This window comes from Psychrobacillus lasiicapitis (assembly GCF_006861795.1).
Lineage (GTDB): Bacteria > Bacillota > Bacilli > Bacillales_A > Planococcaceae > Psychrobacillus > Psychrobacillus lasiicapitis.
Window position 1 is genome coordinate 97,322 of sequence record NZ_VDGH01000008.1, and the last position, 13,107, is coordinate 110,428.

A 13,107-nucleotide genomic window follows, 5' to 3' on the forward strand; every position below is an offset into this window, starting at 1 on the left:
CCCTTATTCTTTTCGAAGAGCCGTTTTCAATACTTTTCCGCTCGCATTCCTAGGAAGAGTATCGATAAAAACAATTTCTTCTGGTATTTTATAGTTTGCCAATCGTTTCGAACAGAAAGAAGTAATAGCTTCTTCTGTCAAAGTTTGACCTTCTTTTAATACTATAAAAGCTTTTGGAACTTCTCCATAAACAGTATGTGGAATTCCTACAACCGCTGCTTCTAAAAGTTCTGGTATTTGATATAACACCTCTTCAACTTCTACTGGATATACATTTTCCCCCGCTCGGATTATCATGTCTTTCTTCCGATCGACAATATATAGCAGTCCATCTTCATCAAATCGACCTAAGTCTCCTGTATATAACCATCCGTTTTGAATCGATCTACTCGTTGCTTCCTCATTTTTTAAATAGCCTTTCATTACTTGAGGACCTTTCGTAACTATTTCCCCTACTTGCCCCACTGGTAAGGGTTCTCCAAATTCATCCACCACTTGTACTTGTGTTTGTGGAAGCGGTTCTCCTACAGAGCCAATTTTCTCTAATGCATGATGATCTTTTAGCGTAGTAGCCGCCGGGGAGTTTTCTGTTTGTCCATATAAGTTTTGAACTTTCACATCTGGATATAGCGCTTTAACTTTTCGCACTAATTCATATGGCATCGGAGCTGCTCCATAAGTAAACAGTCGAAGATTAGGTAACTGTAAGCCTTGCATTTTTGGCGTGTTCAATAAAATACTGTACATCGCAGGCACCCCAAAGAATATTGTAATATCCTCTTGTTCCATCGTATTTAAAGCGCGTTCAGGAGAAAATCCTTCTTCAATGACAATCGTTCCACCCGCATAAATAACGGGAATACTAAAAACATGACTCGCCGCACAGTGAAATAATGGAGCGACAATTTGCATGCGATCTTTGGAGTTTAGCTCCATTGCCTCTCCCCATATCTCCGCAACTGCTCTCACATTACTCGCTGTCAGCATAACGCCTTTTTGCTTACCTGTTGTACCAGAAGTATAAAAAATGACGCTCGTCCGTTCTTCACACTCCCTTACTTCCTCGTAAGAAATAGCTCCATTCTCTAACACTTCTATTAATCCTTCGTTTTCTCCTACTACTAGCGTATCTTTAAATTTTGCAAATGTGTCAGGGATTTCTTTTAAAATTGGCTCCATATCCGCTCCAAAAATAAGGGCTTTTGCTTCAGAATGCGCAAATATGTACTCCACTTCCGGAGCAGCAAGCTTCGTATTGACAGGCATTACGCTAAATCCACCAAGCTGACATGCATAATAACAAATTAAGAAATAATCGGAGTTATTCAAGTAAACTGCAATAATATCTTCTTGTTCGTAACCTTTTGCTTGAAAATAACCAGCTAATCTTTTGGCCTGCTCGTAAAACGCTGAATAGGTTGTGTTTCTCCCTTTAAACTGCGTGATTAAATGATGCGGTTGCTCTTTTGCATGGAGTGCCAGTTTTTCCGTAACGAACATATATCAGATCCCCTTTTGTTTTAAATGATGGTATTCATTTCACAACTTTTAACAAATAATCTGCATAAATCGCTTGTAGCTCTTCAATTGACTTATCTCCATCAAGCCTGTACCATTGCTGAATCCAGTTCATAGAACCGAGTAAAATCATTCTTGCCATCTTTGGTTCTTTTATAGTGAACTCTCCTTCCTCCACTCCTTTTTGAATTACTTCGTCAAACGACGCTGCATATTCATTTCGTTTTCGTAAAATAGGATGGAGATAATCCTTGGAGAAGGTTTGGTCAGGCTTAATAATCATATTGAACGTTTCTTTTTCTTCAATCATATAGCGTATATGATTGGCAATCATCTTGCGTAGCTTCTGTTCGTTAGATAGGTCTTCCTGAAAATAATCCTGTAGCTCATTAATTGCCTGCCCCAACACCATTTCATGACATTGAAAAAGGAGATCTTCTTTATTTTTAAAATAGTAATAGAGAGAACCTTTCGTCATCAGAAGCTCTGCAGCAATCTCTTCCATCGTTGCACCTTGATATCCTTTTTGATTCACGATTTTGACAGCAGACAAAATAATTTCTTGCTTTTTCTTCTGCAGTTTTTTCTCTGAGAGCTTCATTCGGATTCCTCCTTTCTTTATAAATCTAGCTTTTTCGCAATAATGGTTTTCATAATTTCTGTTGTGCCTGCATAAATACTCGCAACGGGAATATCACGGTATCTTCTTGCAATCTCGTATTCTTCCATATATCCATAGCCGCCGTGCAGCTGTAAGCATTCTGCTGCCACACGTTTGGCCATTTCACTAATCCACCATTTTGCCATAGACACTTCTTTAACAATGTCTTCATTTGCGATATGGCGAGCAGTCAACTGATTCACGTATGTTCGACCGATATCTATTTCGGTTGCCATTTCTGCAATTTTGAATTGCGTATTTTGAAATTTACTTATCGATTGACCGAATGCTTTTCGATTTTTTACATAGTCAATTGTTATTCGTAGCATTTCTTCTGCTTCTATTTGACATTGAAGTGCAACGACTAGACGCTCTTGCTGCAAGTTTTGCATAAGATAATAAAACCCTTTGCCTTCTTCCCCAAGTAAATTTTCTGCAGGTACCTTGACATCTTCGAATATTAACTCGCCAGTATCCCCGCTATGCATACCGATTTTATCGAGCTTCTTTCCACGCTTAAAGCCTTCCATCCCTTTCTCCACAACGAGTAAACTAATTCCTCTATGAGCAGGGATGGCATCTGGATCCGTTTTACAAACAATGATAGCAATATCAGCTGTTAAGGCGTTTGTGATAAATGTCTTTTCTCCATTTAAAATGTAAGTATCTCCCTCTTTTCGAGCAGTCGTTTTCACTCCCGCTAAATCGGATCCAACACTAGGCTCCGTCATACCAATCGCCGTAATCAGTTGCCCGCTTATACAACCGGGAAGCCACTTTTCTTTTTGTTTTTCTGTTCCGAGACTCTCGAAGTAAGGGCTTACAATATCAGAGTGCAGACACATTCCACTTGCTAATCCTTGACCCACACGCTCTAATTCCTCTATCAAAATCATCGAATAGGAAAAATCGAGCCCAAGTCCCCCGTATTTCTCACTTACCCAAGGACATAAAAAACCATTCTCCCCCATCTTCAGCCAAAAATCTCTCGGAATCGTTCGATTTGCTTCCCATTCATTATAGAAAGGGTACGCTTCCTTCTCTAACATCTTTTTCAAAGCCTTGCGAAATAACTCATGCTCATCCGTTATAAAAGAAGCTCTCACCAAAAATTTGTCCTCCTCTTCTATTTTATCTGAAAATTCAATCTTAAAATCATTATACTTCTTCCATTCTAAAAGTAAATGTTTTTTTGAACGTCGTTTAAATTTTGAATAAATACATTCATTTTTCACTTTATGTTTAATAAACCCTAAATATCTATCCTAAAGTTTATTTTGTAGAATATCCTTTTTACATACTCACCATATTAAAAACGCCCCGGCATTGTTACACCAGGGCGTTGCTTCAGATTTTATTTATCTAACTTTCCGTCACTAGGAGGAATATCTTCATAAGGATGTAAGTCATCGGTAGATGGGATGTTATATCCTGTATCAGGAGATTCATCTAAAAAGCCATTTGTCTCTCTTAGATTTTGCTCCGTTTTCTTAGTCGCTTGAACATCCTTCTTCAACGATTGTTTCATCGAATTTTTTTCTGCTTTATAGTCTTCCTTCGACACTTCTGCATCTTCTAAGCTTTTTTCCATTTTACTCAAATAGCGAGCTGCATGTTCTTTTCCACCCAATCCAAATGCCAAGCCAAACGCCAATGCCAAGCCACCTAGTATAAGGATAAATGCGGAGTTAATGATGGAAGCTGCTATTCCTAACTGGTCTAATGCCATGAAAAATGCAAAAGCCAAGATCGCATATTTCGCTACATAACGTAAGAAATGTGGTGTTCCGGAAGAATGCTTCATCAAGCTTCCAACCAATTTTTCTACCAGATTCGCTAACCAAAATCCAACTGCTAAAATAATAATCGCAGCGAACACAGATGGTAAATAAGCAAAAATGGCAGTTGCCAATGTCACCATGAATTGTAACTCTAACAATTGTAATGCTTCTACAACAAACAGTAATATAATCACTACTTGAACAATCGTACCTAACAAAGTCGAAACAGTTGGCGCTGTATCATTGCCAGATTTGAATCCCATCTTTCCAAATACTGAATTCACACCACTTTTTTCAAGAAGCGATACAACGACATCTTTTACCCATTTCGCGATAACTATGCCAACTAATACTAAAAGGATGGCCACGAAAATCTTCGGTAGCATTGCCAGAACATTATTTAACATGCTAATAGCCGGGGAAGAAATGCCTTCTAGATCTAAAATTTCTAATGTAGTAATAGAAACTGGAATCATGATTAAAACAAAAGCCACAACCCCAACAACTTTCGATACACTCGTCCCTTCTATAAAGGAAGAAATCTTCAGCTTATCTGCTAATCGATCTGCACCAGCTGACTGTAAAAACTTCTCTATTAAATTACGAACTAGTTTTGCAACGAACCAACCAATGGCAAACACAATAGCTGCCGATACTAGTTTAGGAATAAAGTTAAAGAAACTAGCGAGCATTCCCTCAAATGGTCCACTTAAGCCATCAATTCCTAATGCATTTAATACTGCAGGAATAAAAAATAAAAAGATTAGATAGTACGCAACGTTTGCCGCTGTGTCCGTCCATTTCGTCTGATCCACTTTGTTCGGATCAACACCTGTTTTTCCTACGTATTTATTTAAAGGGAGCTTCGAACCTGCCATTTGAATCACTTTTTTAATGACAGTTGCTAAAATCCAAGCAAATAATAAAATCAAAGCAGCTTTCAAAATATTTAAGAAAGCACCAGTTAATCCTGAATACATGGAAATAAACGGAGTGGCCATTGTATTCAAGTTCAATATGTTAAAGAATAAAACAAATGCAAAGATCAACACAATAGCAAAGACAACTTTGCTTATAACCTTCTCGACTGACCATTTGGACTTTGTATTTCCTAACCGTTCATTCACATGAAATTTTCTAAGTAACTTATACGTCGTGTTTTCTAAAAGCTTTGCAATAAAAAATCCTATTAATAATACCAATAAACCTATTAATATCTCGGGTAAAAAAGAGAGGGTATCTCTCCAATAATACTGATCTAACATTGCGTCTCCTCCTTATATATTAACTTTTCTATAAGCTTTCATAATACTCTGTTACCCACGTAACCCCCTTCTCAAACTAAAGCAAAATCGCCCTTACAATTAGTAAATAAAAGGAAGTATGGAAAAGCGCAGGAATCAGAGTAAAAATATATGCATCCCAAGGTATCACTCACACGAATATAAGTACCTAAGTACTGTCCAAATTAGCTCGTTAGAAAGACAAAATGGAATAACTCACATAATAGGGAAACTGTGCGGTAAAGAGACATGGCAAAGGAAATTGATTTCCCCTCCAGGCGGACGCTTACCGCGGGGCGGGCGGTGAGCCTCCTCGTCGCATGCTCCTGCGGGGTCTCACCTGTCCCGCTGATCCCGCAGGTGTCGCCGCCTTGCGCTTCAATCAATAGAACTTGCTGACTAATCCATAATTCAATGCAAAAAAGCTACTTAATTTATTAAAACTGTCAAGCAGTCACTTATTTAGAATCATTTTATGTACAGTATTAATTATAGGAAAGGTTGCTATGAGCCATTCAAGCAATGGCAGCTCCTAATAATTGATCACAATCGCTAGATAGTATATCTTATACAACTTTTCAAGGGTTTTCACCCATAGAAAATGCAACATAGTACTAAATTTTGTGTCTCATTATGAAGTAAATAGCAAACTCTATTGGATTGTAGCGAAGGGGTGGCGACTCCGGCGGGAACAGTACGAGCTGAAAGCCCCGCAGGAGCGAGAGCTCCGAGGAGATGGAAGCCGTGCCCGCGGAAAGCGTCCACCCTATAGAGGAAATCCAAGCGGACACTTCATTCAACTCACTACCGCGCAGTTTCCCTATACTAATGGACAAGCCATAGAACTTATAATTTTCCATGTCAAAAAAAACGACTTCTCTTTACGAGAAATCGTTTTTGATCTTCCATATATATCTATAAAATTGCTATTTCAAACTATCAATCGCTTGCTTAACACTTCCAAATGTGTGAAACGAGCTAAAATCAATACCCGCTCGGACAACCTCCATGGAAAGATTGGGACGAATGCCAGAAAATAATACATGGATGCCAAGTAGTTGAAGCACACTGTGAAGGATAAAGATCTGCTCCGCCACTTCAGAATCAATCGTCAAAATACCACTAAAATCAATGATCAAATGGTCTATCGAGCGACTCGGGATCAAAGGAACTAAATGATTGATGACGTATTGAAAACGATAGGAATCAATCATACCGATTAAAGGCAATACAGCAATCCCTGCTTGGATAGGTACAATAGGAGCCGATAATTCATTTATTTCTTTTTGACGTTCTTCCATTAACGAATCACGATAAACTTCATATGCGGAAATCGTCTCCATAAGGCTTACATCCATTAAATAATTAATTCGATTATTTATTTTCACTACATTCTCAACCGATAATCCGTGATCTATTGATATCTGGGTGATGCATTCTAAATACATTAAGCGGTTTTTAGCAAATGGCTTAAGAATCGTTGAAAATTGGGAAAATAGAGCCGCTTGCTGTTCACCGACTTGTTTACTCCATTTGATCAGTTCTGCTTCTGCAGCCTCCTCTGTTTCTTCGAAAGAGTTTGCTATAAGCATTAAAAACTCCACATTCTGTTGAATGGAATGCTCCAACATCTCTTCTGTAACTGGAATATCCACGTTTACTAGCGCTTTTTTTGTTATATCTCTTATAATTTTTTCGGCATTCTCGATTAAATACCGTCCTACTTTCCTTACTTCTTCCATACAATCTCTCCGTCCCCTATAATGTTCCCGTTACCTTTGTTAATTCTTTGTTTGTAATCTTCCTATGAGAAGCATTCCAAACAGCTCGTCCATCTGCTATTAAAAACGCTTGAGGTGATTCATGACGTATACCTAAATCATTTTCTATCTCATTGGACACTGCACGATTTTCAATCACTTTTACTAAATACGATTCAACTGGTGAATCAAATGACGTAAATTCTCCATATGCATATGCGCTAATTGGACAAGTGGTACTATGCTTAAACACAATAATCCCCTTCTCCTTTGACTGCTCCAAAATATCTTTCCATTGATCTACCGAAGTAATTTCTGTATATTTTGCCATTTGAACCATCCTCCTTGAATTTTTTGCTTTATATCTTATATACCCATTATACAAGACTTATCCTTCAAAACACCTACACTTTTCATTCTACCCTCCTTTTTAGCTATCTATCATTCTTGTTTTTGTTTAATAAGATCGCTTTTAGGTTATTGATAATATGTAGATCCAATCATTGTGAGAGGAGAATGTACATGAAAGCAAAGAAACCTACCATCCTTGCAACAATACTGCTATCATCATCGATGCTTGTTGCTGCTTGCGGGAATAATGATGAGCCAGAGGAAAATGTACCTGATGGAACAGCATTTGAGGAGGAACAAAATGAGAAAGTCGATGAATCTCTAGCAACAGATAGCCCAGAGACCGAATTCGGCTTCCGTTTTTTAAATTTACACATCAGTACACCCGACAATAAAGATGCGATAATAGCAGAATACTATGGAAACTCTTCAAGATCCGAAGCAGTTTACAAAAATATGCATGCGGCGGCAGATGCACAAGGAGATGCCGCTTATACATTACTAGAGCAAGTCTTTACAGACCTTCAGATCACGCAAGAGATGAGTAAGGAAGAAGTCATCGAAAGGGTAACCACGGCTTTTGATGCAGCTGATTATACAAACTTTGACCTAGAAGTTGAATACGAAGATGGAGAAACGAAAACATACACGGATAGCAAAGAATAATTAAAACCAAGCCGGGATCTAAGCCGGCTTGGTTTTAATGATGCTTCTTTGGTTAAACGTTTCACTCCTTGGACAGTATTATAGAGTCAATTACATCGAGAGGAGAATCTAGATGAATCTTAAAAAATATACGATATTTACTCTAAGCCTTTTAACGAGCTTTTTGCTATTAGGTGCTTGCGGAAACACTAATAAAGAAGAGGAAGAAAATGTACCCGATGGCACAGTAACAAACCCACAACAGAGTGAAACGATTGACGAATCTCAAACAACTGAAAACCAAGAAAATGAATTCGGATTCCAAAGCTTTAACCTACATATCGATACAGTAGAAAACAAAGATTCCGTTCTCGTTGAATATAACGTTAACCAAGCAGATACAGACGTCAAATATACAAACGTACAGCAAACTGCAGACCTTCAAGGAGATTCTGCTTACGCCCTCCTCCAACCAATATTCATGGAGCTGCACTTAACAAAAGAGATGAGTGATGAGGAAGTAATCGAAAAAGTTACCTCACAGTTCGGTGTAAATGCCTTTAACAACTTCAACCTTGAAGTCGAATACGCAGATGGGGAAAACAAAACGTATACTGCTAACACGACAGAGTAAGAAAAGCCAAGTCGGAATTTTCACCGGCTTGGCTTTTCTTATTCATTTCAATCTTCCAATTTCGCACAAATAACACCGAAAATAGTTCCTAAAATTGCACCCGCCACTACCTCGACAGGCTGATGACCAAGTAGTTCATTTAATTCTTCCTCTCGTTGCACATACTCAAAGCTCGGAAAATTACCCGATAAGGTTACTATATTGTCTTCCAAATCATTTACAAGCTGTGCAATTTCGCCTGTATGTCTTCTGATTCCTTGCGCATCATACATAACGATAACTCCAAATACAACTGCCAGCGCTGTCTCCGTATGACGAGCTCCTTTATTGGCAGCTACGTAGGATGCAAGTGCTGCTACTCCTGCCGAATGTGAGCTTGGCATACCTCCAGTTGTAAATGCTTGTTTAAGATCCCATTTTCCCGTTAACTTTTTATGCGTAAATATTTTTAAGCCTTGTGCTAAACCAATTGCAGATAATGCTGTAACAATTCCTCGATTCATTTTCGTCATTTTGTCCTCCAACTAGCTATTTTTATTTCTATTTACATTTCCCTATCTGACATTAAATAATCCTGTAAAGCAGATTTTCTTATTTTTTATGAATAATCAATGAAAAATTTCAACATAATAGCACAAGCCAACAAAATAGAATAGATAGAAGGGAGATCAATCCATGTGAATCAGAGGATTTTAGTTCCTACCCAAGTAACCCCTTTTACACTAGCAATATTTCTATTAATACTCGCTATTTTTGATTCTATATTTACCGATTTCGGCATCCGAAACGGTCATATCTCGGAGGCTAATCCATTTATGCGCTTCGTGTATGAAAACAATATTGCCATTTTTTATTCCATTAAAATTATCCTTCCGCTTCTTTTTATGTATATCATCACGAAATTTCAACCAAGAAAATATTTGCAGCTTTTAATTGCTTTCACACTTTTGCTCTATACACTTGTTTTATTCCAACACTTTTTTTGGATGTCATTATTGTTTATTTTTTAAAAGATCCAGCAACTCAAGAGCTGCTGGATTTTTTTACTTATTTTTCTTACTTTTTTCTTCTCGCTCCCATTTCTTTAAGGAAGGGAAAGGGTCGTATGCCCATTCGACTCGACCATTGTATTTATACATGCCGTAATGCAAATGAGGAGGGAATTTTCCCGATGTACCTTCTTTTCCATAACCCGAGCTCCCAACATACCCGATGATAGTTCCAGGCTCAAGTATGTCTCCTTCTTTCAAATCTTTTGTAAATCCTGATAAATGGGCATAATAATGGTACGTATTATTTACGTCTCGGATACCGATACGCCAACCGCCATAGTCATTCCATCCCATAATTTCCACCTTGCCAAAAGTAGTGGACTTCACTGGAACGCTGTAAGAAGCAAACAAATCAGTACCTTCATGGATTCGTTTTCCACCCCAGCCTCTTGAGTCACCCCAAGTACTGCGATAACTATAATTGTGATTTATAGCAAGTGGAAAAGCACGCGCATCTAAATTTAACGTTTCAAACTCCTTGTAAATTTCTGCGTTCGTCAAAATTTGTTTAACTGTTTCCTCGCGCTTATAATATTCCTTTAACGCTTTTTCAAAGTCTTTTTCCGTAACTCCAAACTGCAGTAAATATTCAGTTAAAGTGTGCATCACATCTTCGTCATTTCCCCGATCTGCCTTACCGTCCTGATTGCCATCTAAGCCATGTCCATTGAAAAAAGCGATTGAAGTTAGGTCCGTATCATCTAGCAAAGGATTTAGCGCCCCCGTCCAATAATCATCGGAAAATTGGATAGCAACGACGCCATCTCGCTTCGGGATATCGTTTCTAACTTCCTGGATATTCCGTTCAAACTGATCGATAGCAGCTAGATAATACCAAGGCAAAACGTCACTCGAATATTTTATATAGTACTCCATACGCTTTTCTAAAATTTTCTCTCTCGATAATTCTTCAGCAGCAGAAACAGAAGTGGAAAGAAGAAAGACAAAAACACATGTAGAAAACGTCAGTCTAATCCAGCTAATCAAACAAAATACCTCCTTTTTCTATACAGTAGCTTTCCCTCCTAGCATCATTTCATGAATAAATAAAACGTGTATTTCTAACCATTAAACGGTTACATTAAGCAGATTAGGGGCAGCTTTTCATTATGAGAATTTGAATGAAGTGAACGCTGGAATTTAACACGGCGGCGCTTCGCTTAGACGAGCGACGATCCACCGCACCAAATTTCTGAATTATGTATTTGCAGAATAAATAATTCCAAGAAACGGCAAAGGGCAACCAAAAAGCTATTGAAAGCAACCAGTACTACTCTTAAAGCAATCAAACAGCGCTTGAGAGCAATTAATAGCAGGCAAGCTACCAAATTAATTTGAGAGCAATCAAATTGAAAGTCAGGAGATATTTGCAACCGATAAATTCTAGTAAATGGTATAACGCGACAAAGCCAACCACCAATGTCACACACCATAAATTCTATTATTCCTAAATCATAAAAAACGACTGCTCTTAAACAGTCGTTTCTCTTAATACGCTAAAATTTACTTCACGCAAGCATCTATAAAACGTTCAAAAATCGCAGCAGAAATTAGATCATCTTTCATCAATAAACTTTCCGGATGCCACTGAATCCCCATAACAAACGGATGATTTTTACTTTCAAAAGCCTCAATAATTCCATCGCTCGCAATCCCGCTCACCAAAAATCCATTTGGAACATTGCGAACAGCTTGATGATGAAAACTATTCACTTTAAACTTTTCTACTCCAGCCACATTACTTAAAATGGTTCCTTCTGTTACATGCACAAAGTGAGAAGCATACCAATTTGGGGCTTGTTGATCGTGCTGTAAAAGTTGCGCTGGTGACTGCGCATATATATCTTGATACATATCTCCGCCAGCCGCTATGCTTAAAATTTGAGCTCCTCTACAAATTCCTAAAATAGGCTTATTCTTTTCTAACATTTTTTGAACTAGCTGTATTTCAAACGCATCTCGCTCTGGTACAATACTTCCTAAACGCGGATGAGGCTCTTCTCCAAACAATGTCGGATCAATATCACCTCCGCCAGTTAAAAGAAGTCCATCTATCCTATCAACGATGATGTCCAATCCGGCATCCTGCAAATTTGGCAGAACAATCGGAACTCCATCAAAACGAGCAATGGCATGAACATTAGCAGTAGGAACGGAAATAGCTTCTCCCTTTAAATTCGATGAAACACCAATAATTGGATTCAAATAAATTCTCCTAAACGACGATTTATTTTAAACGGAAATACTGTTTTTTGTAGCTTTTTCCATTACCTTATAGTCAAAGCCTAACTCCTTTAAAATAGCTTCTGTATGTTCTCCAATCGCAGGAATAGGGTTCATAACAGTTTCTATTTCATCAAATGTTGCAGGTGGAAGTAACGCCTTTATATTGCCAACCGGGGATTCAACCTCTCTCCAACGATTGCGAGCCTGTAGCTGAGGATGATCCATTAATTCGCTCACTGTATTAAGGCGTGCATTTGCTATTTTTGCGTCCTCAAGTAATTCAATAATTTGAGTGGAGTCCATCTTTTCAAAAGCATGGTCGATAATGGCTTTTAACTCTTCTTTGTTAGATACTCGATTAGAATTATTACTAAAACGAGTATCCTGCGATAGCTCGCTATCTTTTAGTACATTTTCACAAAAACGAACCCATTCGCGTTCATTTTGAATGCCCATAAAAACCTGTTTTTGATCTCCTGCTGTAAAAGGTCCATACGGATAAATAGTAGCATGACTAGCTCCCGTTCTTTTTGGTTCACTCTCTCCGTAGCCAGCATAATAAAGTGGATAGCCCATCCATTCTGCTAGTGCCTCCAACATCGATACTTCTAAAACAGCACCTTTCCCCGTTTTACTCCGAGCAATAATTGCAGTTAAAATTCCTGTATATGCATACATACCCGCTGCAATATCTGCAATCGATATACCCGATTTAGATGGCGTGTCTTCCGTTCCAGTAACAGAAACTAAACCAGCCTCACACTGGATTAGTAAATCATATGCTTTCTTATCCATATAAGGACCTGAAGAACCATAGCCTGAAATCCCACAAATGATGAGCTGCGGATATTTTTCCTTTAACTCCGCCGCACCAAAACCAAGCCGATCAACGGCACCAGGAGCCAAGTTTTGAATAAACACATCTGCATTTGCTAATAATTTATCTAAAACTTCTTTTGCTTCCTCTTGTTTTAAATCGAGTGTAATAGACTCTTTGGAACGATTAATCCAGACAAAATGACTAGCCATTCCTTTAACCGTTTTATCATAATTTCGAGCGAAGTCACCAGTTTCTGGTCTTTCCACTTTAATCACACGTGCCCCTAAGTCTGCGAGCTGTCTTGTTGCAAAAGGTGCTGCCACAGCCTGCTCCAACGATATGATAGTTATCCCTTCTAAAGGTAACATACGATTTC

At 38.3% G+C, this 13,107-nt stretch carries 13 protein-coding genes; 3 read left to right on the forward strand and 10 right to left on the reverse strand.

Translation table 11 applies throughout. The features are described 5' to 3' along the window. Nucleotides 1-3 precede the first annotated feature (3 nt). From FG382_RS14230 to ytxJ, 6 genes are all read right to left on the reverse strand, one after another. Nucleotides 4-1,500 (reverse strand): class I adenylate-forming enzyme family protein, encoded by a 1,497-nt coding sequence (locus FG382_RS14230; protein WP_142539556.1) that lies wholly within the window; start codon nt 1,498-1,500, stop codon nt 4-6. A 34-nt stretch (nt 1,501-1,534) separates the two neighbouring features. Further along, nucleotides 1,535-2,119, reverse strand: coding sequence for a TetR/AcrR family transcriptional regulator (locus tag FG382_RS14235; protein ID WP_142539557.1), 585 nt, complete (start codon nt 2,117-2,119; stop codon nt 1,535-1,537). A 17-nt stretch (nt 2,120-2,136) separates the two neighbouring features. Further along, complete coding sequence (locus tag FG382_RS14240) at nt 2,137-3,285, reverse strand: acyl-CoA dehydrogenase family protein (protein WP_142539558.1); 1,149 nt, start codon at nt 3,283-3,285, stop codon at nt 2,137-2,139. Nucleotides 3,286-3,533: 248 nt separating this feature from the next. After that, complete coding sequence (locus tag FG382_RS14245; protein WP_142539559.1) at nt 3,534-5,225, reverse strand: mechanosensitive ion channel; 1,692 nt, start codon at nt 5,223-5,225, stop codon at nt 3,534-3,536. 944 nt (nt 5,226-6,169) lie between these two features. Beyond that, nucleotides 6,170-6,985, reverse strand: coding sequence for an STAS domain-containing protein (locus FG382_RS14255; protein ID WP_142539561.1), 816 nt, complete (start codon nt 6,983-6,985; stop codon nt 6,170-6,172). A 16-nt stretch (nt 6,986-7,001) separates the two neighbouring features. After that, nucleotides 7,002-7,334 (reverse strand): bacillithiol system redox-active protein YtxJ, encoded by a 333-nt coding sequence (gene ytxJ, locus FG382_RS14260; protein WP_142539562.1) that lies wholly within the window; start codon nt 7,332-7,334, stop codon nt 7,002-7,004. Between the two features lie 191 nt (nt 7,335-7,525). Here ytxJ and FG382_RS14265 point away from each other — a divergent pair, with 191 nt between their 5' ends. Together FG382_RS14265 and FG382_RS14270 are read left to right on the forward strand one after the other, a co-directional pair. After that, on the forward strand, nt 7,526-8,020 hold the full coding sequence (locus FG382_RS14265; RefSeq protein WP_170206526.1) for a YusW family protein: 495 nt from the start codon (nt 7,526-7,528) through the stop codon (nt 8,018-8,020). Between the two features lie 112 nt (nt 8,021-8,132). Continuing rightward, a complete protein-coding gene (locus tag FG382_RS14270) occupies nt 8,133-8,633 on the forward strand; it encodes a YusW family protein (protein ID WP_142539564.1) in 501 nt (166 codons plus the stop codon). A 47-nt stretch (nt 8,634-8,680) separates the two neighbouring features. On the opposite strand, the gene FG382_RS14275 is transcribed toward FG382_RS14270, so the two are convergent. Continuing rightward, nucleotides 8,681-9,145 (reverse strand): divergent PAP2 family protein, encoded by a 465-nt coding sequence (locus tag FG382_RS14275; RefSeq protein WP_142539565.1) that lies wholly within the window; start codon nt 9,143-9,145, stop codon nt 8,681-8,683. A 165-nt stretch (nt 9,146-9,310) separates the two neighbouring features. On the opposite strand from FG382_RS14275, the gene FG382_RS14280 reads away from it, so the two are divergent. Beyond that, a complete protein-coding gene (locus FG382_RS14280; RefSeq protein WP_142539566.1) occupies nt 9,311-9,643 on the forward strand; it encodes a DUF5658 family protein in 333 nt (110 codons plus the stop codon). A 33-nt stretch (nt 9,644-9,676) separates the two neighbouring features. On the opposite strand, the gene FG382_RS14285 is transcribed toward FG382_RS14280, so the two are convergent. The 3 genes from FG382_RS14285 to FG382_RS14295 all read right to left on the reverse strand — a co-directional run bounded on the left by FG382_RS14285 (nt 9,677) and on the right by FG382_RS14295 (nt 13,099). After that, nucleotides 9,677-10,669 carry a M23 family metallopeptidase gene (locus tag FG382_RS14285; RefSeq protein WP_280525890.1) on the reverse strand — a complete coding sequence of 331 codons (993 nt, stop codon included), beginning with the start codon at nt 10,667-10,669 and terminating at the stop codon, nt 9,677-9,679. Nucleotides 10,670-11,188: 519 nt separating this feature from the next. Continuing rightward, the gene (locus tag FG382_RS14290) at nt 11,189-11,890 is read right to left on the reverse strand and encodes a gamma-glutamyl-gamma-aminobutyrate hydrolase family protein (protein WP_142539567.1); all 702 of its coding nucleotides are present in this window, start codon (nt 11,888-11,890) and stop codon (nt 11,189-11,191) included. 27 nt (nt 11,891-11,917) lie between these two features. Continuing rightward, nucleotides 11,918-13,099, reverse strand: a complete 1,182-nt coding sequence (locus tag FG382_RS14295) for a CaiB/BaiF CoA transferase family protein (RefSeq protein ID WP_142539568.1) — start codon at nt 13,097-13,099, stop codon at nt 11,918-11,920. Nucleotides 13,100-13,107 lie beyond the last annotated feature (8 nt).